The sequence below is a fragment of the Streptomyces olivochromogenes genome (assembly GCF_021538895.1).
GTDB lineage: Bacteria > Actinomycetota > Actinomycetes > Streptomycetales > Streptomycetaceae > Streptomyces > Streptomyces olivochromogenes_A.
Genome location: NZ_JADDRL010000064.1, coordinates 19253 through 42355, shown reverse-complemented (window position 1 = coordinate 42355; position 23103 = coordinate 19253). Strand labels below are relative to the sequence as shown.

The window sequence follows — 23103 nt, the reverse complement described above, 5'->3', positions numbered from 1 at the left end:
GGCAGCGTCCCCCTAACGAACCCGGCGTGTGTCCTTCACAGCACGGTGAGGCCGCAGTGGCTGGGCTGGCAGCGACCGTCGACCGGCTGAGTACCGAGATTCGCGCGGGGCGCGAGGACCGCGAGGCCCGGGTTCTGGTGGCACTCGCCCAGGGCATCCTGGTGGAACGGCTGAACTGCGCTCCGGCCGAAGCCGCGCGGCAGCTTCAGAGGCTCGCCTCCGACTCCCGGATGGCTCTGCGCGTGCTGGCCGCCGACATCGTCAACCAGGCAGCCGCGGACGCCACCGCCTGCGCGGTCGCGGAAGCCCGCTCTACGCAGGCCACATCCCGTAGCGGCCGGAAGGAAAAGGGAGCCGCGGGTCCGCAGGACGGAGGGACCGCCCTGCGGCTGCGCATGGCGGAGGCCGCCGCCATCCTGGCCGGTGACGACGCCCAGGCGCTCGCCCGGGCCCTCCTCGACCGGTCGCTGCGGCCATTGGGCGCCACCGCCGCCGCCGTGTGGTCGGCCGCCCCTGACGGCTCTCTCACACTCGCGGGAGAGGCAGGGTTCGGCCCTGCTGAGGCCACCCGCTGGCGCTATGTCCCGCCCGGACTCGGCACGCCGGCCCAGCAGGCCATCAGCGAGGACCGGACAGTGTGGATCAGCGAGCCCGGCGACGTGCTGACGCCCACCATCGGCGGCGGCAGCAGCGGCTCACGAGCCGTCGTGCCCGCTCAAGGCGGCGATCAGCGGGTGGCCGTCCTGGAGGTCCACTGGCCCGGCGCCCACCCCGCGCTCGCCCTCCAGCGGCAGCTGGATGCCCTGGCCCAGCTGTGCGTCCTGTCACTGCCCGACCAGGGCGTGGCATTGGGCAGGCCGCCCGGAGAAGCCGCCGCCTGGCTCGTCGGTTTGCTCGACGGCCTCCTGGACTCCGCCGCTCTGCTGCGGCCGTTGCGGGACCACGACGGCCGGATCACCGACTTCATGATCGAGCACACCAACGAGCGGTTCACCGATCCGGCCGGTCGTCCCCGTGCCGAGGTGACAGGGCTGCCCCTGCTGGAGGCGTATCCGCTGTTTGCCGCGGAGGGTGGGCTGTTCGATCGGATCAGGCAGGTGCACCGCACCGGGGCCACGTATCGCAGCCAGAGCGCGGTGCTCAGGTTCCCGGGCAGTCCGGTGCCCCCGGCCGTCGTTGCTGCCGTGGGGCTGGCCCGCTTCGGCGATGTGGTGCTCCTCAGCTGGCGGCTCCCGAAGGGCGACGCCCGGCTGGCCGACCTGCTGAAGCACGCCCAGCGGCTCAGCCAGATCGGCGCCTTTGAGGAGAACCTGGCCACCGGTGAGATCACCTGGACCGAGCAGCTGTCCACGCTGTACGGGCTGCCACCCGGCGCGGCCCCGGTTCCGCTGCACCGGCTCTTCGAACATGCGCACCCCGACGACACCGGCGCCGTGGGGCGCTTCCTGCGCACCGTGCTGCACCAGGGGGAGGAAAGCGCCATCACCTTCCGGCTTCGGCGCGCCGGCGACGTGGTCCGCCACCTGCGGGTGGTCGCCGAACCCGTCTGCGACGCCTCCGGGCTCTTGGTCGCAGTACGCGGCGCCTACCAGGACATCTCTCCGCACCGATGGACCGAGGTCGCGCTGGCCGCCACCCGGGACCGGCTGGCCGGTGCCGAGCAGCAGGCCGCGGAGCGTCATCGACTGACTCGGCAGTTGCAGCGGGCGATCATGCCCCCGACCGAACATCCGGTGTACGGGGCGGGGCTGCGGGTCGCCGTCCGCTACCGCCCGGCGGAGGAGGACCAGCGGGTCGGCGGAGACTGGTACGACGCCGTCGTCCTCCCCGATGGCCGGGTGCTGCTCACGGTTGGCGACATCGCCGGCCACGGCATTGCTGCCGCGACGGGCATGGTCGTCCTGCGCAACGCCCTGCGCGGCTTGGCCATCACCGGTGCGGGACCGGCCCGGCTGCTCTCCTGGCTGAACAGCGTCGCCTGCTGCCTCACCGAGCAGGTCACCGCGACCGTCGTCTGCGGCCTGTTCGATCCCGCCGTCCGCACCCTGCGCTGGGCCAATGCGGGACACGTACCTCCGATCCTCGTCAGCCGGGGGAAGGCCCACGCGCTCAAACCGCCGGACGGCGTGCTGCTGGGCGCTGTCGACGCCGTCGCGTACGAGGAGACCGGGCACGAGTTGCATCAGCAGGACATCCTGCTGATGTACACCGACGGCCTGATCGAGCGCCGCGACAGCAGCATGGACGAAGCCCTCGAACAGCTACTGGACGTAGCCAGCCGCCCGGTGGACAACCTTGAGGACTATCTGGACCTTCTGCTGTCCAGTGACATCGCCGACACCGATGACGACACCTGCCTGATCGCCGTTCAACCGACCTGATCGCCTTGCTGCCAGTGGAACGACATCCGCGCCGAGCGCTCGGCGGCGCCGCATCGCCATGCGCGCTGTGTACTCCACACCGTGAGGTGATGGCACCGTGCGCCGACGGCGCGACGGACGTGGGTTTAGAGGTCCTAGCGAAGGCGGCGAACATGCCGGTGGGTGATCAGGCAGGTGGCGAGGCCGAGGAATGCCTCGTGGATGTCGTCGCGTCGCTCCCAGCGGATCCGAAGCCGACGGGAACCGTGCAGCCAGCTGATCGTCCTTGCGACCACCCAACGAAAGATGCCCAGGCCAGAGCCGTGGGGCTGGCCTCGCTGTGCAATCTCGGGGCGGATGCCGCGGGCCCGGAGCAGACGCCGGTACTTGTCGTGGTCGTAGCCCCGGTCGGCCAGCAGTGCGTTGGGCCGGCGTCTGGGCCGTCCGACGAGGCCGGCCACCGGCGGGGACTTGTCGATCAGGGGCAGGAGCTGGGTGACGTCGTTGCGGTGTCCGCCGGTCAGCGACACCGCGAGCGGGATGCCTTGTGCGTCGGTGATGACGTGGTGTTTGCTGCCCGGTCGTGCGCGGTCGACCGGGCTGGGACCGTTTTTGGGCCCCGCCGTGCCGCCCTGACGTGGGAGGAGTCGATCACCGCCCGCGACCAGTCCAGCTTGTTCTTCGAGCGCAGCTGCTTGAGCAGCACTGCATGCAACTGGTCCCACACGCCTGCCTCGTTCCACGCGGCCAGGCGCCGCCAGCAGGTCATCCCCGAGCCGAAGCCCAGTTCCTGCGGCAGATACTCCCACTGGATCCCGGTGTGCAGCACGAACAGGATCCCGCACAAGGCCTGACGGTCCGGCACCCGCGGCCGGCCCTCGACCAGCTTCGGCCCCGCCTCGGGCAGCAACGGCTCGATGAGCGACCACAGTTCATCCGACACGATCCACGGCCGTGACTGACGCTTTCCCACAGCGAGACCAACGAGCGAACAAGCCAACAGTCACATGCTCAACCATTTCTGTTAGGGCCAGTTATCCCGCTTCTGCCCCCGCTACGTGCGCATCGGCAAGTCGACCGCCTCATAGCCAGGTACCTCGGCACTACCACCGCACGCCTGCTCTCCGCTGTCGGGCACGCCCTCACCCGACTCCCCGAAGGAGCGACCTTATGAAGCCCACTGGCGAACAGACCGCCGCAGCCGACGCTTTCCGGCGCGGCGAGCACCTGGCCCTGCAAGCAGGAGCCGGCACCGGTAAGACCACCCTGCTGGAGATGCTGGCCCGCTCCACCAAACGCCGCGGCCGGTACCTCTCCTACAACCGGTCCATCGCCCAGGACGCCACCGCCCGCTTTCCGAACACCGTCCAGTGCAAGACCACCCATTCCCTCGCCTACGCCGCCGTCGGGCACCGCTACATCCGCCGCCTCAACGCCCCACGACGGCCCGCCTGGAAGGCCGGACGGGTCCTCGGCCTCACCGAAGACATCTGCATCGGCGAACGCAAGGTCTCCCAAAGGGCCCTATCCAACGCAGCCTTGCGTACGGTCAGTCGCTTCTGCCACACAGCCGACCAGACGATCACCCACCGCCACGTCCCGAAGCTGCGCGGCCTGGAAGACAAAGACCTCCACCGCGAACTGGCTGGCCACGTCGTCCCGATCGCACGCAAAGCCTGGAAGGACCTGCAGAACCCCGACGAGGGCTGCGTTCGCTTCGAAGCTGGAAGGTGCGGGTTGATCGGGCAGAAGGCAGCAGAGGCCGTAGTACCAGCCGGGATGGCTGCCGATGTGCGGTGGGCTGGGAAGGGCCGAACATCGAGTGGAACGGGTGATGTGGTGGTTGCTCGTGCCGGTCACGTGGACCGCAGGAAATCCGCTTTGGCGGGGCCGCAGGGGGAGGAGCTGGTGCATCCGGCAGAGCCCACGGCGGTGCGTAGCGGCCGGTTGGCGCACCCTGCGGAAGCCGTTCACCGTGAATAGGAGTCCCCGTTGTGGGAGTTGATGCTCTCGAAGGAGAACTTGCTCACGGCGCTCAACCGTGTCGAAGCGAACCGGGGTGCTCCCGGGGTGGACGGCATGACTACGGCTCAGTTGCGGCCGTGGCTGCTGGTGCACTGGCCCGAGGTCCGGGCCGGGCTCGATGCGGGCATCTACCGGCCGGCGCGCCGGTCCGTCGGGTGATCATCCCGAAGCCTGGGGACGAGCGGCGCAGGCCGCGACGCATGTCACCGTTGCTGCGCCCCCCAAGGGCCCCATCGGCAGGATGCAACGCTCGGCTGGCAGGGCGCGGCGCGGTCGTGCTCCGTCCCTGCTGGCAGTGCCCCGGGTGTGTTCGGCTCAGGGTGGGCGGGCATGGCCAGCACAGAGCCCGTGAGCTCGGCGACGCGCACATCGTTTCCCGGTCACGGAAGCCGGACGCGCCGCTGTTCAACGGTTTCTTCCCGGAATTAACCGGAAGCGGCTTACGTGCTGGTTTGAACCGTGCGATTGCGTCAACGGGGAGTGTATGGCCCAGTTGACACGAGAGACAGAACGAAAGTACGCGACGCCCGAGGGTGACGACATCGGGTGGCTGTCCCACCTGACCGGTGCGGACCCGGTCGCCTCGCTCTCGGAGGGCGGGGTGCAAGAGCTGGACGCGGTCTACTACGACACCGCCGACCTGCGATTGACCCGCACCAAGGCGTCCCTGCGACGCAGGACCGGCGGCACGGATGCTGGCTGGCATCTGAAACTGCCCCTGCCGGGCGACAGCCGGGAGGAGATCCAGGCCCCGTTGTCGTCAGAGGCCGCCCCTCCTGACGAGTTGGTGGAGCTTGTCCTCTCCCGCACGCGTAAGGCCCCGTTGCGGCCGGTGATACACATCCGCTCAACCCGCTCCCTGCGGCATCTCCTCGATGCCGAGGGCGCCGTGCTGGCCGACCTGAGCATGGACGCGGTGTGGGCAGAATCCCTGCTCGAAGACGGCGGGCATGCGAGGTGGACGGAGCTGGAGGTCGAACTCGCCAACCGCGCAGGCCCCGAGCTCTTGGACGGCATAGAGGAGGTGTTGCACGAGCACGGCGTCGACCGCGAGCAGAGCCCCTCCAAGGTGGCGCATGCCCTGGCAGAGACGACGTCCCTCCTGGAGCGCACGGTGGATGCGGGTGTCCAGGTCGCCCCGGGGTCGGCCGGTCACTATGTGTTTGTGTATGTGGACGGGCTGGTCGAAGCCCTCACCGACCTCGATCCGGCTGTCCGCCGGGGGATGCCCGACGCGGTGCACCGAATGCGCACCACGGCCCGCCGACTGCGCGGCTGCCTGCGCTCCTACCGTTCGGTCCTCGATCGTGAGGTCACCGACCCCATCCGGCGGGATCTGAAGTGGCTCGCCGGTGAGCTCGGCGCCGAACGCGACCACGAGGTGCTCCGCGAGCGGGTCACCTCCGGCCTGCGGGAACTGGCGGGAGAGCTGGTCTTCGGCCCCGTCACCGCCCGGCTGCAAGCCTGGGACGTGGCGCAGCGGGCCGAGGGCCGCCGACGCACCCTCGCAGCGCTCGCCTCGCCCCGCTATCTGGACCTGTTGGAGGATCTGAAGATCCTGACTGCCGCGCCTCCGCTGCGCGCAAAGGCGGCCGGCAAGCCCAAAAAGGTGCTGGTCAAGGTGCTCCTGAAGGATTACCGGCGACTCGCTCGACGCATGGACCGTGCGCTTGACATGCCCTCCGGGTCCGACCGCGACGCGGCGATCCACTCCGCCCGCAAGGCCGCCAAGAGGCTCCGCTACGCCGCGGAGGCGGCCCGCCCGGCCCTCGGGAAGCCAGCGCGGCGTCTTGGCAAACGAGTCAAGGCCGTACAACGGGTCAGCGGTACCCAGCACGACACGGTTGTGACCTGTCACGCCCTGCGCCGTATGGCAGTCGCCGCGCAGACGGCGGGCGAGCCCGGCTTCACCTGGGGCCTGCTGTACGGTCGCGAGAGGGCTGCCGGCCGCGCCCTGGAGCGGGAACTTCCCGGGGCGTGGGCTCGTGCCCGCGCGACAGCACGCCGATACGGCGCATAGGGCCGACGGTCGCCAACAGTCGTGGGGCCTTCGGTCCCTGGGCGCCAGAACGGTCGGCGTTCCATTCCACGGGTAAGCCGGCGTACGTCTTACACGGCACCGTCACGGCTGCATCGATCCAGCCGTGGCTCCGCTCGTGAACCACGAGCTGGAGTGACTCTCACAGTGCTGTCATCGACGTGCCCGAACGGCGCTCGAGCAGGGACCCGTGATCTGGTCCCGGACAGGCACTCTCTCCGCCGTGCGCTGCGCGGTGCAGGTGCGCTCCTTCTCACCTAGCCAGGCCTATGTCTGTCGGTTACAGGGTCGAGCTGGGGTCTTCGGGCCGGATGCGTCCGCGCCAGCCGCCGATGTCGCCGCCGCTTTCGACGTAGTCCTTGAATCGGTGTAGGTCGCCCTTGATGCGCCGGTCGATCATGCCCAGTGCGCTGGCGCCCTTTTCGGCGACTCCGGTGGGTTCCACGTCCATCGTGAGCTCGACCCTGGTGTGTGTGTCGTCCAGTCGTTCGAATCGGACTGATCCGCGCTGCTGGGTGTCGCCGCCGATGGAGCGCCAGGTGATTCGGTCGTCCGGCAGTTGGTCGACGATCTCTGTGTCGAACTCCCGCCGCACTCCGCCGATGCTGGTGGTCCAGTGGTTGTGCCGGTCGTCGAGCTGCCTGACCTCTTCGACGCCTTCCATGAACTTTGGGAACTCCTCGAACTGAGTCCACTGGTCGTACGCCGTGCGGAGCGGAACCTCCACGTCGACTGCTTCCTTGACCTTGCTCATAGGTGTCTCCTTGTCGGCTTGTGGCTGAAGCCGGCCGCACTGGGCGTGCCGACCCCTCTTACGTGTGCACGGCACCGAGTACCCGGGAAAGCGACGTGAAGCCAGGCATCTGGGCTTTGGGCACAGGCGTCAGTCGGTCGCTGTACGAAGCCGCACGGCGGGGTGAAGCGGACTGCTTCCGCAGGACGACGCGAATGAGGTGGATATCGCGGACGACCGGAATGACTCCAATGATGTCGCGCTGCTGCCCCACGCAGGTCTCGTCGGACGTGAGCCACCCGGTTCGGCGGCCGTGGCTGCCGCTGTCGATGGCCGCGGTGACGTGTGTCTCCTCACTGGTGTGGCGATCCGCGGCTTTCATCCCAGCTGGCCATGGGTGCTTCACAGTGCCGTGGGCGTTGTGGCTGCTGTGCCGTGTGTCCCGGCCGGGAGCGCACGCGTCACGGCTGTGTGCTCCGCGTGGCCGCTGGGCCCAGTCTGGTGCGGAACGCGAGGTCGTCGACCACATCGGTGAGGCGGTCTCGTCGGGCAAAAGCCGCACGCTGGCGCTGCGCGCCGGTGCCGCCCGACAGCACGGCCTCGATCTCCGTGCGGGCGAGGTTCAGGTCACCCGCCTCGGCGAGGCCGGGTGCCGCTCGCTCGTAGAGGTCGCCCAGCAGGTCTGCCATCGATGCCAGGGTGCCGGTGACCGGGTCCATGCCCTGGCACGCAAGACCTCCTTCCGCGGCGCGGCGGTGCGCCTGGCGCAATTGAGCCTCGGGGACGTGTGGCGCCGGTGCGCCGCGGCGGTCTTCAACCAGCAGGGTGTGCGCCAGTCCTCGCAGCAACACCGCGAGCAGGACAGGAACTTCCATGTCGGCGTTGGTGTCGGCGATCCTCACCTCAAGGGTCGGCAGGTGCTCGGAGGGGCGCAGATACCAATAGATCATTCTTCGGTCGAGAACGATCTTGTCGGCGATGAGCCGACGGGCGGTGCGTTCGTACCCGGCTTCGTCCAAGACCGGTGCAGGCCCGCAGGTCGGCCAGGCGGAGTGGCGGGCCCACCGCGTGCTCGCCATCCCGGTGTGGACGCCTTCGCAATACGGGGAATTGACCGCGAGAGCCTGGAGCACGGGCAGGTGGGGTCGAAGGCGGGCGGCGAGGGCGAGCGCGTCGGCTCGGCTCAGGTCGCCGAGGTGGACGTGGCAACCGCACAATTCCCCGCCCTCCTGATCGGCGATGGCCCCGACGTGCGCCGCAACCGTGCGATACCGGGTCGCGTCCGTCAGCGGCAGCGGGTGATGGCTGGGTAGTACGGAGGTGCCAGAAGCAACGAGAAGACAGCCCACACGATCAGCAGCCTCGGCCATCATCACGCGCATTGCAGCGATTTCGGAGGCCAGTGCCTCGGCGGTGGCCACTGGGCGTGTGCACGCCTCGACCTGGGTGGCGTGGAACTCGGACTGTGCTCGTTCCCCGAGCCGTTTCGCGACCCGGGGGAGCACCAAGTGAGCGCGCGGCGCAGTCATCCTGCTGACCGGATCCGTAAGCAGGAACTCTTCCTCCACGCCGAACCGCAACACGGTGTCGGGCCGCCCGGTCATCGGGACCACCGCGCCGGGTGCTCCGGCGCACGCCACCAGCGTCCGGCAACGCGGTGGCCTCGATGCCGGCCGGGTGCCATGAGCGGTAGGCGGCGACACAAAGCGCCTGCCTTGAGCGTCTTCCGTGGCCGATTCTTCGGAAGATCCGTCATGTGCCAGAGGTCGCCCTCTCGCACGCCGTGATCGATCAGGCAATCGGCCTGATCCTTGCTGCCTGTGGGATACGCCCTGACCAGGGCATTGAATGCCTCGTGGCAGTCTTTCGGCGCGCCAACCACCGTGTGCTCGGCTTTGCCGATCGCGTCGACTGTTTGGCGACCGAGCGACTTGCCGGTTGCCTCCGCCAGAGGCCGGCCGCAGCACCGTTTGGCGTAGGGCCCAGCGACACCGAGTTCATTCCGACGGTCGGCGCAGTGTCCCGGGCACTGCGAGGGCCAGGGCCGGGCGGCCTGTTCATAGGGCGGCGCGCAGCGCATCGGCGAGTGGGCATACCGCCGTCGTCCCACGCAGCCTGGGACACCCGATCCCGTTCTCATGTGACCGGCCTGCCCGCAACGGCCGGGGCGATGCCGCCCGTGCGCAGGGCCGTCGACCCGGCTCGCCAGGCGCCCAGCAGCCGGGCCGCCAGCCGGTCCTCCTGATGGCCGGTCGCACGGATGCCGAACACCACGTCGGCGTCCAGCCACGGTTCGCTCGCCAGCAGACCGGCGACGACCTCATGCCGTACGACTTGTTCGTGCACCGCGTCCGCCTCCACGTGCTCGGTGTAGAAGCGGATGGCCGAGGGGCCGGCCCCCATCCGCTCAAGTGCCTCGGCCAGGCGACGTGAGGCTGGGGACGAGGTGACCTCGACGGCTGCGAAGTGTCCGACGAGCGCGCCGCGCAAGGCCCGGTGCAGGCCGAGCAAGGACATCAGGTTCACAGTGGCCAGCGCCTCGGCGGGTGCGGCGTCGAGATAGTGGCCGTACGACGTGTCCAGACCCAGGTCCGCCATGAGATCGGCGAACAGCTCCGCATGGATCTCGTCCGCGCGGCCCGCGCCGAACTCGTCGAATTCCACGGCGACCATGGCGGCCTTGGCCCGCCCGCGCAGTCTGGGGATGACCCAGGCGTGCGGATCCGCTTCCTTGAGGTGGTAGAGCGAACGCAGCGCTGCGTACTCACGGAAGTGTTCGAGGGTGCCGTGGTTGCGCAGGAAGTGCGAGACGCTGCCGCTGTCGTCGCCGACCGGTTCGCACTGGAGCTGGTTCAGAGCCTGCTCGGCGGTGTCGGACGCATCGATCGGCACGTCCGCGCGCAGCGCGTCAAGGAAGAGGTCCTCCAACATGGCGCGCAGGGTGAGGAGTTCGGGGTCCCATTCGCGGTCGTCCGATACGCCGTCAAAGCCCTGGTAGTGGAGTTCGTAGAGGACGTACAGGGCCAGTTGCAGGTCGTCGCCGTAGGCGTCGGTGGGCAGCTGTGGCAGGCTCTGTCCCGCTCCGCGCAGCGTGTTCACGACCGCGGCCGAGAGCGAGCCGCGCGGATGGGGCAGCGGCGGTGGCCGGGTTTCGCGTCGCGAGCGGACGTCCGTCATGGTGTGTCGTCCCCCTTGTCCCCCTCATCCCCCTCGTCCCCCTCGTTCCGCTTGGTGCGGCAACGGTGACTGGTGTCGCACCACGGAGGTATCCGGCTGCGACGGCAGGTGCAGACGGCCACCGTGAACCGCCGAGACACCGTCACCTCGCCGTCCTCGCCCACGACTTCGACCGGTCCCTCCACCAGGAGAGGGCCGCCGCGCTGGACGCGGATGCGGCGCGGGCGTTCAGACATGTTCGACACGGAACACCACCAGCTCCTCGAACGTACGGTCCCCCACCAGCCCACGCTCGCGCAGCCAGGAGAGCCGGGCGCGCAGCACGCGACCGAAGGGCAACCGGGCCCGGTCGACCACCTCCGCGTGCAGACCGGCCGCCCGGAAACGGGCAAGCGTCTCTTCGACGCCGTTCAGATGCGAGTGCACCATCAGCAGGGCCCCCGCAGGGCGCAGCATCGTCGGTGCCGTCGCGCAGATACGGTCGATGAGGAGACGGCCGTCCGTGCCGGCGTCCCAGGCCCTGGCGCCTCCTCGGGGCGTGGCATTACCCGGTGTGGGTACGTACGGCGGATTGGTGACCACGAGGTCGAAACGACGGCCCCGGACGGCTGCCGCCATGTCGCCGTGGCGTACGCGCACCATCTGGCCATTCATCAGGGCGTTGCACAAGGCAGCGGCGAGAGCCCGCCAGGAGATGTCCACCGCGGTGACCCGAGCGCCCCGCCGGGCCGCCTCCACCGCGAGTACGCCGCTGCCGGTGCCGAGGTCCAGGACCTCGGTACGGCTGGTGATCCGCTCCCGGCGCATCGCTCGGCTGAGCAGCCCGGTGTCGGTCTGCGGCCGGTAGACCCCTGGCGGGATCCAGCAGCGGAATCGGGGAGAGGCGGTCAGGGTCTCGGCTGTCATCGTGGGCTTCTTCAGCTGAGGGCCTTCAACGGCCGTTCGGACAGCGCCTGTGAGAACCCGCGCAGGTTGTCGGCCATCGTGCGTCCGGTGCTGTGGGCCCAGTCGCGGCAGCGCTCGGCATTCAGGTGCTCGGGGCCCGGGCCCGGACCGAGGTGCCAGTACGTCCACGCCTGGCCGGGGACGGTGTAGCCGCTGTCCGCGAATGCGCCGGGCTTCTTGCTGATCACGTGGTGGGCGCCGTCCTCGTTCGCGTTTACCACGTCGTCCGTCTCGGCCATCATCGCGTCCATCCGCTTCAGCACGCGCTGCGCTAGCGAGGACGGCCGACCCAGCGACGCGGACGACGCGATGATGAATATGCGCAACTCCCGTAGCCGATGGTGAACCCGCGGCCACTCGCCGCCGTCGCCTGCGTCCGTGACCACCCCGGGGGCTATGTCGAGGTCGACGGCGCGCACCGTTCCCACCTCCGCCTGGAAATCAGACACACGCACGGCGACGACTGCGGCCAGCGCCTTCGTGTTGGACGGTTCAGGGCATTTCTTGAGCGTGCAGTTGATGACGAGCGCTTTCACGGCTTGGCTCCGAACACGGTGTACGTGGTGCGGGTGCGCCGGTGCAAACCGGCGGTGTGGCACGGGTACCCCCAGGCAGCGGACGTAACGATGGGGCCAGCGCACACCATTTCCGTCAGGCCAGAGGGCTTCGCGGCAGCGAGGCGAGCAGGTGGGCAGGGTCGTCGAAAACGGCATCGGCGCCCGCCTCTTCCAGGTCCGTACGGGGGATGCCGCCGCAGAGCAGCGCCACGCACCGCACCCCTGCCCGGCTGCCTGCCTGCATGTCCCACACCGTGTCGCCGACGAACACGGCGTGCTCCGCGGGCACGCAGGCCAGTTCCAGGGCCCGCTCGACGGGCTCGGGGGACGGTTTGCCCTCGGTGACGTCGTCGGCGCTTGCCGTCGCCGTGATGGCGTCGTCCGCGTCGATCGCGTTCCTCAGCGCGGACAGCTCGTCGTCACTTGCCGATGTTGCCAGGATCACCCTCCAGCCGTCGTCAGCCAGCCGCCGCAGCAGACGTCCCGCGCCCGGAAGTGGCGAAAGCCGTTCGAAGTACTGGGCGTAGAGCACCTTGTGCGCGGTGTCGAGATGCTGTGCTTCCCCCGGCGCCAAGGTCGTTTTGCCTTGGAGCAGATGGGCGATGAGATCGTCGGAACCGAGCCCGACGGCCCGGTGTATTGCATGGGTGGGGACCTGGTGTCCGGCCTGACGGAATGCTTCCCACCAGGTCAGTACGTGCAGGTGGTTGGTGTCGACGAGGGTTCCGTCCACGTCGAACACGGCTGCCCGATCCATGCCGGTCTCCGTCCGGCCCTCATACGTGGACATGACGAGACTCCTCTGTGCGACGAAGGACCGAGTGGCCCTCGCAGTCAGTAGGCCGACCATCCGGTGGAGGTCACCGGGTACCCATGAACGATCTCACTCACCCTCGCCCTCCAGGCACCACGACGTGCTCCGCTGTTGGCCAGCCTCCGTCTTTGCTGTGGAGTGCGCGGCGCCGGGATTTCGCGTGTGGTGTGACCGGCTTGACGAGGGGTACCGGAAGGCGGGTATTCGAGGGCTCGAAGTCGTCGGGCAGAGGGCCGTTGTCACCGTCACGGAGGTTTCCATGGCACCGCGTGTACTGCCCCGAAAAGCCTGGCGGACGTGGCGGCGGGCCGACGATCTGCGGGTACCGGTGTCGTCCACCGACGTGGAGGCCGCCAGCCGCCGGTTTTTGCTGTATGGGGTCCTTCCTCTGTGGGTGGTGCCGGGCCTCGCGGATTGGTGGATGCACCGGCGGACCCGGATCGAGCACACCAGTGGCACCAGGGAGTCGGCCGTCCACGCATTGATGATGACCGAGGCCGGCGTCCCCGTGGTGATGGGACTGCTGGCCCGGGTCAATCCGCTGGTGCTCACCGTGATGGGCGGTGCCGCCCTGGCCCATGGCGCGACGGCCCTGTACGACGTGTCGCTGGCCGTCGGCGAACGGGAGGTCCGGCCCATCGAGCAGCACATCCACAGCTTCCTGGAAGTCCTGCCGGTCACAGCGCTGGCCTTCACCGCCTGTCTGCACGCGGACCAAGTCCGCTCGCTGCTGCGAGGGGGCCCTGATCCCCATGACTGGCGTCTGCTGCCCAAGGATCACCCGCTGCCGGCCGCCTACCTGGCCGGGCTCGCTGGGGTCATCGTCTCAGGCGTTGTCGCGCCGTACGCCGAAGAGCTAGGGCGCTGCCTGCGGGCTGCGGCGCGGGAGGGCAGCCCTCGATGAGAAACGGACGGGGCATTCCTGACTCGTACAGGTCCAGTTGCCGAAGTTGCCTCCGTTGGCGCCGCAGGAGCGGCGGCTGCCCCCCGAACCGCAGTCGGGTCATCTGAACGGCGGCCAAGCAGGGCGCCGTCCTGAAGCGGGCCGAGTACAGGCTCGCGTTGGCCGGCCGCCGAAGCAGTGGGCCGGGTCGCTGCGCTCGGCCCGGGCCTGACGCCGTTTCGTCCTCGGCGGGGGCGGCAACTGCCCGCTCAATTGCCCTTGGGTCGACCGGATCGGGGTGGCGTGAAACGAGCGATCGGGTGGCGTCGGAAGCGGTGGGCATCCACGTGGCGTGGTGCGACAGTGCCATCGCAGGGCACTCAGCAACGTCGTCGCACAATGGCGAGTCGCCCCTGAGTGGTTACCGCTATTCCGCCGCTACCGTTCTGTTGACCGTGGTCGCGGGGCATGGGACCCCCTCAACATGCCACCTATCGCCTCATGTGTGGTCGGCGTGCACCGTGTCGGCCGTTCGGCCAAGCCGTTTCGGCTGGCCTGAATACGCCGCATGGGGCGTTCGGGCAGCCCCCAGGCTGCCGGGCTCTCCCTGGCGGCTTCGCTGCTGCGGTCAGGGCTTGGACCGGGCCTGCTCGATGTCGTGTTGCCGCTCGCTCTCGTCCCTGACCAGCATCGACAGCAGCGAGGCCACGGTGAGGCCGGCTTCTGCGGGATGACGCAAGATCTTGCTCGGGTCAATCCGGTAGCTGTTGGTGCGGCCCCGGCGGGTGTGCGAGAGGTAGCCGTCGCTTTCCAGGTCCGCAATGATCTTCTGGACGGCGCGTTCGGTGAGCTGGCAGCGTGCCGCGATGTCACGAATACGCGCGTTGCGGTTGTCCGCGATGCTTGCCAGAACGCGAGCATGGCTGGTGAGGAACGTCCATCCGATCTGCGGCTCAGACATCCGACTCAATCCCAACCATGGCTAAATCGTACGACTAGCTCTTCATGTACTCAAAAGCACGAAAAATATCTCATGTACATCTTGACGGGTTACCTCGTCGCGGGCCACGCTGAAAGCCCGGGATACGTTGAGTACCCACCGAGAGGCAGTCATGCCGAAGCCTCCCTGCGAAGCCCGCCCTGCGAGCGCGGCCCGCAGCTGTACACGAGTGGCCGCCCCGGTGCCCGTGATCAAGGCGGGTCCGGACGGCGACCGCGTGGTCGTGACCATGCGCGGAGGGCTCTGTCTTGACGACAGTCAGACGCTCCGTCGCTCGCTGCATGATGCCCTCGGCAGGTCGGCCAGGGGTATCGACCTGGATCTGAGCGAGCTGGAGTTCGGCGACTGTTCCGCCCTCAATGTGCTGCTGACCGTCCGCCGACAAGCGCTCGCTGAAGGGAAAACGATCACTGTTACCGCCGCCAGCCCCGAGGCCGAACGCCTGCTCACCCTCACCGACACATACGCCCTGTTTTCCAGCAGTGCCGAGGACACCAGTGCATCCGTAGCCATGCCCGTCCCACCGCGCAGGGACAACGAAGAGCTTCAGTCCGAGGTCGTGCAGCTTCGACGGGCCCTTCGGACCCGTCCGGAGATCGACCTGGCACGCGGAATCCTCATGGCCTCCTTCGGCCTGAGCGCCGACGAGGCGTGGGAAGTACTCGTCATGGCCTCGCAGAACACCAACACCAAGCTGCACCGCCTAGCCAGGGACGTGGTGACCACAGTGAAAGGAACCCCTCTGTCAGGCGGGGTCCAAAACAAGGTGACGGCGGCCGTCGCAAAGGTCAGCGGACTCGACGGCTGAACACCGGCGGGCACGACGGCCGGGGGCGTGCTCAGTCGAGGTGTGCCCGGCCCGGGCGTTCGGGTTCGCGGGCCGTGGCCAGGGGCTGGGCGCGGGCGATGAGGAGAGCGACGTCGTCATCGTCGTCTGGGTGCCGGAGCCGGATCTACCTTGCGGCCGGCGCCGCGGAGGGCACGCGCATCTCGAACAGGCCCCTCACGCCGCGTGCCTGTCTGGTCGACCGTTCCTGCGCTTTCGTCACCGGTCGCGGCAAACCGGCCACGCATACCGTCCGCACGTGTGTGATCACCTGCCGCTGCGGAAGAGCCCGGGGGTCTGCGAACGACGCTGCCTACACGCTGTGCGTGTGCACTGGCACCTGGGACATCGACGCCGCCCTGATCGCCGCCAGGTACCAGCTTCCCGTCCCCCGGACGACTCTCTCCTTCCTGCCTGGACCTGCGCACCCCAGGCGGCTGCTGCTGGCTTGCGCGCTGCGCCACACCCATGATCTCTCGAGGGCTCGTTGCGCAGTTTTGTCGCTCTGGAGTGAAGTCGCAGCTTGAGCGAGTGGTTGTGCGGGCCGTGCCACCCTCAGGGTTTCCGGAGGAGGTGGTCTGCTCGGAAGCAGCCGCTGTCAGCAGGCGTCGGAGCTCTCCTGGTTCGTACGGGGCTTGCCGACCGTCCGCCCGCGCGAACGTCGGCGTGGCCCGCCCCTAGGGACCCAGCGTCCACCTCGTCCTGCCCGCCTCATCGCCCGGGCATTCCTTGCCCGGCGGCGGGGATGGTCGTCATCGTCGTCTGCGGTCTGTTCGTGACGGCTGCACTTGTGGGGGCCGTGTTCCTCGGGATCCGGGTGCGCAGCCGAGAGCCCGGACCGCCCCACCGCTCGGAGCAGCCGACTCTGCCGCGAGGGGCCGGTTCGCGAGCAGCGGACCATGCGCGAGCCGAATGAAGTGCCCCGGGCGACGAGGGAAGGCGACCGCCTCACTCCCCACCTGCTCGGAAACGCCCCCCAGCACGCCGAGCCGGAACCAGACCCGTCCCCGCTGGCAGCCCGGCTCCGGCGGATCATTCGGAAGCGGGGGCAGCGGCGCGGCATAGCCTAATGGCGGACAGGGATCCCGGGGCCGGGATCGCTTCCGACGGCGTTTGTGCGCCGCGGCCTGCTTCCGGGGTAGGCGCCGACACCTGCAGATCCGGCGGTGCGGTAACCGTACTGGGCCGTGGCGTCGGCAGGAGTGGTTTGCCGACGACACTCGGTGATCTTGGTTTGAGTTGCGTGCGGGCTTCAGCACCGCCTTGGCTGAACGACCGCGGTGCGCCGTCGCTGCCTGGCGGGCGTAGTGTCCTGGTATGGGTAATGCGTGCTGCGCCTGGTGCGGGGCCGTGTTGCCAGGTTCCCGCAGTGCCGGCCGCCGGTACGGCCGTGCCGCGTACCGGCAGGCGGCCTGGCGGGCCCGGCGCCGCTGGCGCCATGCCGAGGCCGCCCGCCGGACCATGGTGAGCGCCGGTTGCGTGCTCCTGGTGCACATCGAGGGTGAACTGGCCGGTATCGCCGCCGGTGACGGCGGGGTGCCGGACCGGGCCGCCCATTGCACGGCCGTAGCCCGCATCCCGCGTCTTACCGACCATCTAGTGCGTCTGGCGGTGCTGGCGGACCGGCAGGCCGGGGCCAGCTGGCCGCAGATCGGCAGGGCGCTGGGCATCAGCGGCGAGGCCGCTCGTGCCCGCTGCACCCGAAGGGGCACCGCCGGGAGCCGACCGGGACAGGGCGATGTCCCGCCACGGTGAACGGCCCGACGCGAGGTCGCCGAGGCAGGCTCTGGAGGGGGCGCTGGCCGCCGCCGTGCGCCGCACCGGGGCCGCGGCCGGCGGCATCTACCTGCTCGATACCGGGCAGCGGGTGCTGTGCCTGGTGGTGACCGGCGGCCTGCCCGCTGAGTATGCAGCACCGTGGACACGCATTGCGCTGGCCGCCCCGGACCCGGTGGCCGACGCCGTACGTGAGGATCGCCTGGTGTGGGTCGGCGGTCTGGAGGACCTGGCTCGTACCTACCCGCGCGCCGCCGCCACGCTGCCCTACCGCTTCTGTCTGGCCGCCGCGCCCGTCCCCGGCCCTCCCGCCTGCCGGGGCGCACTGCTGCTGCTGTGGCCCGCCGACCATCCCCCGCATGCCACAGGCCCCGAACGCGCCCGCATCATGCAGGCCGCGCGGCGCACAGGTCGCCTGCTGCAGGCCACCGGCCGACCGCCCGTCATCCCCGACCAGCCAAGCATGGTCCACTTCCAGCACCTCGACACCCGCACGCCGCACGCCGTGGCCAACTTTGCCGAACGCCTGCCCGGCGGCAGTCTCGCTCTCGATTCGGAAGGCCGGATCACCTTCCTGACCTCCGGCGCCGCCCGCCTGCTGGGCCGCGGGGCCGGCCAGCTGCTGGGCCGGCTGCCCTGGCACGCACTGCCCTGGCTCAACGATCCGGCCTACGGGGACAAGTACCGCACCGCACTGCTCAGCCGCGAACCCGCGTTCTTCCATGCCCTGCGCCCGCCCGACACCTGGCTGGACTTCTACCTCTTCCCCGGCCCCGACGGAATCAGCGTCCGCATCATCGAGACCGCGCTCGCCGACAGGCCCTCGCCTGCCCCGGTGCCGATCAAGCCGCCGACAGCCAGCGGACTGGTCGGGGTGAGCCGCCTGTACCAGCTGATGCACCTGTCCGCGGCCCTCACCGAGGCCGTGGGCGTTCGTGACGTCGTCGACCTGGTGGGCGCACAGATCCTGCCCGCCCTCGGCGCCCAGAGCCTGGTGCTGTCCGCCGCCGACGCCGGACGTCTGAAGATCACCGGCCACCGGGGCTACAAGTCCGAAGTCATCGAACGCCTCGACGGCCTGCCGCTGGACACCGTCCTCACGCCCGCCGGCCAGGTCATCGCCAGCGGCGTGCCCTCGTTCTTCGCCGACCCGGCCGAGATGGCCCGCAGCTACCCGCAGGCGCCGAAGATCAGCGACAAGCAGGCGTGGGCCTTCCTCCCGCTGATCGTCTCGGGGCGTCCCGTCGGCTGCTGCATCCTTTCCTACGACCAGCCCCACACATTCACCCCCGACGAGCGCGCCGTCCTGACCTCCCTGGCCGGACTGATCGCCCAGGCCCTGGACCGCGCCCGCCTCTACGACGTCAAGCACCAACTCGCCCACGGACTCCAGCAGGCGCTCCTGCCCCGGATTCTGCCCCGCATCGACGGCCTGGACGTGGCCGCCCGCTACCTTGCCGCCAGCCACGGCATGGACATCGGCGGTGACTTCTACGACGTCATCCGGCTGGACCCGCACACCGCTGCGGCCGTCATCGGCGACGTCCAGGGCCACAACACCGCCGCGGCGGCCCTCATGGGGCAGGTCCGCATCGCCGTCCATGCCTATGCCGCCGCCGGCGCCACCCCCGACCAGGTCCTCGCCCGCACCAACCGCGTCCTGACAGACCTGGAGCCCGGCCTCCTCGTCTCCTGCCTCTACGCCCACCTCGACCTCACCCGCCACCAGATCACCCTCGCCAGCGCCGGCCACACCCCACCACTCATGCGGCACCCCGACCGCCAGACCGCCGTCCTCACCGTCGAACCCGGCCCGCTGCTCGGCATCCACGCCGACGCTTCATACCCCCTCACCACCCTGCCGCTGCCTGTGAACACCCTCCTTGCCCTCTACACCGACGGCCTGGTGGAGGTCCCCGGCAGGGGCACCGATCGCACCACCGCCGCCCTCGCCGACCACCTTGCCCATACCGATGTATCCGACCTGGATCAGCTCATCGGCGATCTGGTGCACCACAGCTGGCCCCACGGTCAGCACACCGACGACATCGCCCTGCTCCTGCTCCGCACCACCAGCACGCCTGGCACAACGCCTGCGCGCGCTGCTGCACGCTCCGCACGGCGGCCGTCAATGGGCGCAGCGGCCCACTGATGTGATGGGGCGTCTACACCCACCGCGACACCATCGCCGCAGCAGCCGTCAGCCCCATCGGTGCTGTCCTGGACACCACCGAACGCACCCGCCCATGGCCGCGGCTACCAGCGCCTTCTCGACTTCGCCCGGCAACACGTGCCTGGCCGCCGCTGCCGGGCACTGAACGAACTGGCGGCTATAACGCCGGCCTTGTCGTGAGTTCCACCCTGGCGTGCGTGTCGTCGATGCGCTCGAAGCGGACCGATCCGCACTGTGTGGTGTCGCCTGCTACGGAGCGCCAGGTGATCCGGTCGTCCGGCAGCTGGTCGACGATCTCTGTGTCGAACTCGCGGCGCACCGCGCCGATGCTGGTGGTCCAGTGATTGTGCCGGTCGTCGAGCTGCCTGACCTCCTCGACGCCCCCATGAAGTGGGGGAACTGCTCGAACCTTGTCCAATGGTTGTAGGCCGTGCGGAGCGAAACCTCCACGTTGACCGCTTCCTTGACCGTGCCCGTGATTGCCTCCTGGTTGGCTTTCGTCGGAGTGCGCGTTGGCGTGCCGGCACGGCCCCTTGGACGTGCACGACACCGAGTACCCGGGCAACCGGCGCCAAGCCGATGCATCCGCGCACACCGGAGAGGCTTCGGTGGGCCGTTGCTGGGAACGCGCCTGGTACCGGCGCGTTGTGCGCAGCAGCGTGTGGGGGCCGTGTGGGTCGGTGTGTTGCTCGGCCGACGACGACATGCGCGAGGCTTTCGGTGAAGGACAGCGTGTCGTACTAGCGCTCCGTGGTGCGGCGGCCGTGTTCGCTCACGTTCCGTTTTGGCACTGATCCGGGGAGCTGTCCGGTACGGCACTCCGGGTGCCCGCGAAGTCGACCTCATTTGCCGTCACGATCCGGGCACCCATGTTGCGCTCCATCATTTCCAGGGCCGCAGTCTCCAGATGGGGGTGGATGGAGGCCACGGCGTCCCTCGGTACCGTCACTTTCAGGTGCCGGATGTGCGCGTCCAGGGCCGAGTACAGAACACACTGCTCGGTGACCTGGCCGCACAGGACCAGGTGCGTGACGCCCAGTCGCCACAGCACGTACGCCATGGGTGTCTCATAGAAAATGGAGTGGCGGGCCTTCAGCACGAAAAGGGACTCGCCGTCGGGCCGTATCGGCTCGACCAACCCGGCGTGCGGCCGATCCAGCGCCCTTTGCAGCAGCTCGCCGTGGTGGGAGCGCCACAGGCCGAAGTTGTCGTTCGCGTACACGACCGCCACGTCAGCGTCCCGGGCACGGGCGAGCAGATCTGTGACGACGGGAACGATGCGGCCGACGGAAGGGATGAGCAGTTCCGCGTCCTCATGGTCGTACGTGTTGATCATGTCGATCACGACGAGCGCCGTGCCGCCGGTCGCTTCGGAGCCGTTCACCGTACCCATCACCCTGCCGTCAGTCCCGTACCCGTGGCAGGACCCTGGTGCGGTAGAAGTCGAAGAAGCCCTGCTGGTCCTTGCCGATCTGGTTGACGTAGACGCTGTCGAAACCTGCCTCGACGAACGCAGCCAGCGCCTCGACGTGGACGTCTTCATCGTCGCCGCACGGTACGGCCTTCGCCACCTGCTCCTCGGTGACCAACTGGGACGCCTGCTCGAAGTGGCGCGGGGTCGGCAGGACTTGCGGGAGTTCGCCGGGCAGTTGCTCGTTCGCCCAGAGGCGGTGCGCGGTGCGGACCGCCTCCTGCTGGTCCGTCCCCCAGCACACTTTGAATCCGCCGTACACCGGTTTGGTGCCGCCGCCACCGCGCCGGAAACGCTGCACCATCGCTTCGTCGGGCGCCATGGTGATCAGGCCGTCACCGATGCGGGCGGCGACCTCGGCGGCTTGGGGGCCGAAGGCCGACACGTCGATCGGCACCGGCTCGTCCGGCAGCGTGTACAGGCGTGCGTTCTCCACGGTGTAGTGCTTACCGTGGTGGCTGATCTCCTCCCCGGTGAACAGCCGCCGCATGATCTGGACGGCCTCCTCCAGCATTTCCAGCCGCACCGGCGCCTCGGGCCAGACCGTGCCGAGGATGTGCTCGTTGAGCGCCTCCCCAGTGCCCACCCCCAGCCGGAAACGCCCGCCCAGCTGGACCGCGCTGGTCGCGGCGGCCTGGGCGATCACGGCGGGGTGGGTCCGCACCAGTGGACAGGTCACCGCCGTCTGCACGGGCAGTGATACCGCCTGCGACAAGGCCCCGATCACCGACCACACGAACGGGCTCTGGCCTTGGCGGTCGTGCCACGGGTGATAGTGGTCCGATATCCACAGCGACTCGAAGCCGGCCTGCTCGGCCATCCGCGCCTGCTCGACGAGTTCCGCCGGGGTGTGCTCCTCACACGACAGGAAGTATCCGAAGCCCGCCATAGTCTCTCCCGAACCGCATCCGTGGCTTTGCCGTCCGGCTCCGAGTACCCACCGACCGGGGGGTCGTGCGTGGTGTCGCAGGCATGAGGAGGAGTACCGGAGGCGGGTATCGACGGTTTGTAGACCTGGGCCGCAGGACCCTTGTCATTGTCACTGAGGTGTCCATGGCGCTGCGCGTACTGCCCCGGCACGCCTGGCGGACCTGCCGGGACAGGCGACGGGCCGACGATCTGCAGGTTCCGGTGACGTCCACCGAGGCGGAGGACGCGAGCCGCCGGTTCTTGCTGTACTGGGTTCTTTCCTTGTGGGTGGTGCCTGGCCTTGCGGACTGATGGATGCACCGGCGGACCCGGATCGAGCACACCAGCGGCACCAGCGAGTCCGCTGTGCACGCGTTGATGACGACCGAGGTCGGCATCCCTGTGGTGATGGGACTGCTGGCCCGGGTCAATCCGCTGGTGCTCACCGTGATGGGCGGTGCCGCCGTGGCCCATGGAGCGACGGCCGTGTACGACGTGTCGCTGCGCCGTCGGTGAACGGGAGGTCCGGCCCATCGAGCAGCACATCCACAGCTCCCTGGAAGTGCTGGCGCTTTCGGCGCCGGCCTTCACGGGCGGCCCTGGTCCCCAGGACTGGCGACTTTGGCCATGGATCATCCGCTGCCCGCTGCCCGCTGCCCGCTGCCCGCTGCCCGCTGCCCGCTGCCCGCTGCCTACCTGGCTGGGCTGGCCGAGGTCATCGTCTCGGTGTCGTCGTGCCCTACGCCGAGCTGCGGCGCGGCCTGCGAACGGCACGCGAAGGGAGCCCTCGCCGAGAAGCGGGCGGAGCGCGGTGCTGATGACCGATCTGCATGTGGTTGGCCAGCAGCCGACGTCGCGTTCGTCGGCACTGCCCCTGCCGCCGGAGGGCGCACGCATAGGACGGGCAAATGGCTGTCTGTTTCCTTCGTGGTGACGCTACCGGGGCCTAGTGTCCGCGCCGTCCGCCACCCTCGCCGCTGGGTATGTGGGGCCAGGCAGCGGGTACCCGGGGCCGATGAACACGACATCTCAGGAACTGGCCGCCGCCGGCTCGGCGGCGGGGATGGTCGTCATCGTCGTCTTCGGCCTGCTTGTTACGGCCGCACTCGTGGGGGCCGTACGCCTCGGTATCCGCGTACGCCACCGGGAGTCCGCACCGCCCCGGCCCGCGGAGCAGCCGACGTTGCCCCGCGAGGGGCCGGTGCATGAGGAACGGAACATACGTGAGCCGAACGAAGTGCCCCGGGCGGCGGGGGAGGCCGATCGCCTCACTCCCTACCAGCTCGGAAACGCCCCCAGTAGGCCGAACCGGAACCAGACCCGTCCCCGCTGGCAGCCTGGCTCCAGCGGATCGTTCGGAAGCGGAGGCAGCGGCGCGACGTAGCCCAGGTGTCCGCCGACGGGGATGGGCGATGT

General features: G+C 69.3%; 20 protein-coding genes and 3 pseudogenes. 11 read left to right on the top strand and 12 right to left on the bottom strand.

Annotation, left to right across the window (positions count from 1 at the left end; all coding sequences use genetic code 11):
- Positions 1 to 56: 56 nt before the first annotated feature.
- Positions 57 to 2381 (top strand): SpoIIE family protein phosphatase, encoded by a 2325-nt coding sequence (locus IPZ69_RS28605; protein WP_235457466.1) that lies wholly within the window; start codon positions 57 to 59, stop codon positions 2379 to 2381.
- 134 nt (positions 2382 to 2515) lie between these two features.
- Here the strand turns inward: IPZ69_RS28605 and IPZ69_RS28600 are convergent.
- Positions 2516 to 3333 (bottom strand): IS5 family transposase gene (locus IPZ69_RS28600; RefSeq protein ID WP_235457465.1). Its coding sequence is split into 2 segments (ribosomal slippage): positions 2516 to 2982 and positions 2982 to 3333, totalling 819 coding nucleotides; the frame shifts between segments, so codons are not numbered across the junction.
- A 197-nt stretch (positions 3334 to 3530) separates the two neighbouring features.
- Here IPZ69_RS28600 and IPZ69_RS28595 point away from each other — a divergent pair.
- Positions 3531 to 4082: pseudogene (locus tag IPZ69_RS28595) on the top strand (ATP-binding protein); the annotation flags it as partial.
- A 787-nt stretch (positions 4083 to 4869) separates the two neighbouring features.
- On the top strand, positions 4870 to 6405 hold the full coding sequence (locus tag IPZ69_RS28590; RefSeq protein ID WP_235457464.1) for a CYTH and CHAD domain-containing protein: 1536 nt from the start codon (positions 4870 to 4872) through the stop codon (positions 6403 to 6405).
- 298 nt (positions 6406 to 6703) lie between these two features.
- On the opposite strand, the gene IPZ69_RS28585 is transcribed toward IPZ69_RS28590, so the two are convergent.
- The 7 genes from IPZ69_RS28585 to IPZ69_RS28555 all read right to left on the bottom strand — a co-directional run bounded on the left by IPZ69_RS28585 (position 6704) and on the right by IPZ69_RS28555 (position 12592).
- A complete protein-coding gene (locus tag IPZ69_RS28585) occupies positions 6704 to 7177 on the bottom strand; it encodes an SRPBCC family protein (protein WP_235457463.1) in 474 nt (157 codons plus the stop codon).
- 440 nt (positions 7178 to 7617) lie between these two features.
- Positions 7618 to 8760: a carboxylate-amine ligase gene (locus IPZ69_RS28580; RefSeq protein ID WP_235457462.1), complete on the bottom strand. Its 1143-nt coding sequence runs from the start codon at positions 8758 to 8760 to the stop codon at positions 7618 to 7620.
- Between the two features lie 532 nt (positions 8761 to 9292).
- Positions 9293 to 10333 carry an iron-containing redox enzyme family protein gene (locus IPZ69_RS28575; RefSeq protein WP_235457460.1) on the bottom strand — a complete coding sequence of 347 codons (1041 nt, stop codon included), beginning with the start codon at positions 10331 to 10333 and terminating at the stop codon, positions 9293 to 9295.
- The gene (locus IPZ69_RS28570; protein ID WP_268835141.1) at positions 10330 to 10569 is read right to left on the bottom strand and encodes a CDGSH iron-sulfur domain-containing protein; all 240 of its coding nucleotides are present in this window, start codon (positions 10567 to 10569) and stop codon (positions 10330 to 10332) included. Before IPZ69_RS28570 ends, IPZ69_RS28575 begins: the two co-directional genes overlap by 4 nt.
- The gene (locus tag IPZ69_RS28565) at positions 10562 to 11239 is read right to left on the bottom strand and encodes a HemK2/MTQ2 family protein methyltransferase (protein ID WP_235457458.1); all 678 of its coding nucleotides are present in this window, start codon (positions 11237 to 11239) and stop codon (positions 10562 to 10564) included. The genes IPZ69_RS28570 and IPZ69_RS28565 overlap by 8 nt, the downstream gene beginning before the upstream one ends.
- Before the next feature lie 11 nt (positions 11240 to 11250).
- A complete protein-coding gene (locus IPZ69_RS28560; RefSeq protein ID WP_235457457.1) occupies positions 11251 to 11814 on the bottom strand; it encodes a flavodoxin family protein in 564 nt (187 codons plus the stop codon).
- Between the two features lie 115 nt (positions 11815 to 11929).
- The gene (locus tag IPZ69_RS28555) at positions 11930 to 12592 is read right to left on the bottom strand and encodes an HAD family hydrolase (RefSeq protein ID WP_235457479.1); all 663 of its coding nucleotides are present in this window, start codon (positions 12590 to 12592) and stop codon (positions 11930 to 11932) included.
- A 316-nt stretch (positions 12593 to 12908) separates the two neighbouring features.
- Here IPZ69_RS28555 and IPZ69_RS28550 point away from each other — a divergent pair, with 316 nt between their 5' ends.
- Positions 12909 to 13553, top strand: a complete 645-nt coding sequence (locus IPZ69_RS28550) for a diguanylate cyclase (protein ID WP_235457456.1) — start codon at positions 12909 to 12911, stop codon at positions 13551 to 13553.
- Between the two features lie 607 nt (positions 13554 to 14160).
- Here the strand turns inward: IPZ69_RS28550 and IPZ69_RS28545 are convergent.
- A complete protein-coding gene (locus IPZ69_RS28545; RefSeq protein ID WP_235457455.1) occupies positions 14161 to 14493 on the bottom strand; it encodes a helix-turn-helix transcriptional regulator in 333 nt (110 codons plus the stop codon).
- A 220-nt stretch (positions 14494 to 14713) separates the two neighbouring features.
- Between IPZ69_RS28545 and IPZ69_RS28540 the strand changes: the two genes are divergently transcribed.
- The 5 genes and pseudogenes from IPZ69_RS28540 to IPZ69_RS28520 all read left to right on the top strand — a co-directional run bounded on the left by IPZ69_RS28540 (position 14714) and on the right by IPZ69_RS28520 (position 19286).
- Positions 14714 to 15340 (top strand): ANTAR domain-containing protein, encoded by a 627-nt coding sequence (locus IPZ69_RS28540; RefSeq protein WP_235457454.1) that lies wholly within the window; start codon positions 14714 to 14716, stop codon positions 15338 to 15340.
- 323 nt (positions 15341 to 15663) lie between these two features.
- Positions 15664 to 15753, top strand: a pseudogene (locus IPZ69_RS47910) (DUF5133 domain-containing protein); the annotation flags it as partial.
- A gap of 350 nt (positions 15754 to 16103) precedes the next feature.
- Positions 16104 to 16274 (top strand): DUF6479 family protein, encoded by a 171-nt coding sequence (locus IPZ69_RS47905; protein WP_374294123.1) that lies wholly within the window; start codon positions 16104 to 16106, stop codon positions 16272 to 16274.
- Between the two features lie 434 nt (positions 16275 to 16708).
- Positions 16709 to 17113, top strand: coding sequence for a hypothetical protein (locus IPZ69_RS28525; RefSeq protein ID WP_235457452.1), 405 nt, complete (start codon positions 16709 to 16711; stop codon positions 17111 to 17113).
- Positions 17097 to 19286: a SpoIIE family protein phosphatase gene (locus IPZ69_RS28520; RefSeq protein ID WP_235457451.1), complete on the top strand. Its 2190-nt coding sequence runs from the start codon at positions 17097 to 17099 to the stop codon at positions 19284 to 19286. Before IPZ69_RS28525 ends, IPZ69_RS28520 begins: the two co-directional genes overlap by 17 nt.
- Positions 19287 to 19485: 199 nt before the next feature.
- On the opposite strand, the pseudogene IPZ69_RS28515 reads toward IPZ69_RS28520, so the two are convergent.
- From IPZ69_RS28515 to IPZ69_RS28505, 3 genes and pseudogenes are all read right to left on the bottom strand, one after another.
- Positions 19486 to 19787 (bottom strand): annotated as a pseudogene (locus IPZ69_RS28515) (SRPBCC family protein); the annotation flags it as partial.
- Between the two features lie 292 nt (positions 19788 to 20079).
- Positions 20080 to 20700 carry a cysteine hydrolase family protein gene (locus IPZ69_RS28510; RefSeq protein WP_374294120.1) on the bottom strand — a complete coding sequence of 207 codons (621 nt, stop codon included), beginning with the start codon at positions 20698 to 20700 and terminating at the stop codon, positions 20080 to 20082.
- Positions 20701 to 20710: 10 nt separating this feature from the next.
- On the bottom strand, positions 20711 to 21667 hold the full coding sequence (locus IPZ69_RS28505; RefSeq protein WP_235457450.1) for an LLM class F420-dependent oxidoreductase: 957 nt from the start codon (positions 21665 to 21667) through the stop codon (positions 20711 to 20713).
- Positions 21668 to 22002: 335 nt separating this feature from the next.
- Here IPZ69_RS28505 and IPZ69_RS28500 point away from each other — a divergent pair, with 335 nt between their 5' ends.
- On the top strand, positions 22003 to 22203 hold the full coding sequence (locus IPZ69_RS28500) for a hypothetical protein (RefSeq protein ID WP_235457449.1): 201 nt from the start codon (positions 22003 to 22005) through the stop codon (positions 22201 to 22203).
- A gap of 499 nt (positions 22204 to 22702) precedes the next feature.
- A complete protein-coding gene (locus IPZ69_RS28495; protein WP_235457448.1) occupies positions 22703 to 23071 on the top strand; it encodes a DUF6479 family protein in 369 nt (122 codons plus the stop codon).
- The last annotated feature ends 32 nt before the right edge of the window (positions 23072 to 23103 follow it).

Coding starts and splice junctions, on each gene's coding strand:
- IPZ69_RS28545 (WP_235457455.1), bottom strand. CDS start 14,493: ATGTCTGAGCCGCAGATCGGATGGACGTTCCTCACCAGCCATGCTCGC.
- IPZ69_RS28590 (WP_235457464.1), top strand. CDS start 4,870: ATGGCCCAGTTGACACGAGAGACAGAACGAAAGTACGCGACGCCCGAG.
- IPZ69_RS28555 (WP_235457479.1), bottom strand. CDS start 12,592: ATGGATCGGGCAGCCGTGTTCGACGTGGACGGAACCCTCGTCGACACC.
- IPZ69_RS28520 (WP_235457451.1), top strand. CDS start 17,097: ATGTCCCGCCACGGTGAACGGCCCGACGCGAGGTCGCCGAGGCAGGCT.
- IPZ69_RS28495 (WP_235457448.1), top strand. CDS start 22,703: ATGAACACGACATCTCAGGAACTGGCCGCCGCCGGCTCGGCGGCGGGG.
- IPZ69_RS28565 (WP_235457458.1), bottom strand. CDS start 11,239: ATGACAGCCGAGACCCTGACCGCCTCTCCCCGATTCCGCTGCTGGATC.
- IPZ69_RS28585 (WP_235457463.1), bottom strand. CDS start 7,177: ATGAGCAAGGTCAAGGAAGCAGTCGACGTGGAGGTTCCGCTCCGCACG.
- IPZ69_RS47905 (WP_374294123.1), top strand. CDS start 16,104: ATGGTCGTCATCGTCGTCTGCGGTCTGTTCGTGACGGCTGCACTTGTG.
- IPZ69_RS28510 (WP_374294120.1), bottom strand. CDS start 20,700: ATGGGTACGGTGAACGGCTCCGAAGCGACCGGCGGCACGGCGCTCGTC.
- IPZ69_RS28570 (WP_268835141.1), bottom strand. CDS start 10,569: ATGTCTGAACGCCCGCGCCGCATCCGCGTCCAGCGCGGCGGCCCTCTC.
- IPZ69_RS28500 (WP_235457449.1), top strand. CDS start 22,003: ATGCACCGGCGGACCCGGATCGAGCACACCAGCGGCACCAGCGAGTCC.
- IPZ69_RS28575 (WP_235457460.1), bottom strand. CDS start 10,333: ATGACGGACGTCCGCTCGCGACGCGAAACCCGGCCACCGCCGCTGCCC.
- IPZ69_RS28550 (WP_235457456.1), top strand. CDS start 12,909: ATGGCACCGCGTGTACTGCCCCGAAAAGCCTGGCGGACGTGGCGGCGG.
- IPZ69_RS28505 (WP_235457450.1), bottom strand. CDS start 21,667: ATGGCGGGCTTCGGATACTTCCTGTCGTGTGAGGAGCACACCCCGGCG.
- IPZ69_RS28580 (WP_235457462.1), bottom strand. CDS start 8,760: ATGACCGGGCGGCCCGACACCGTGTTGCGGTTCGGCGTGGAGGAAGAG.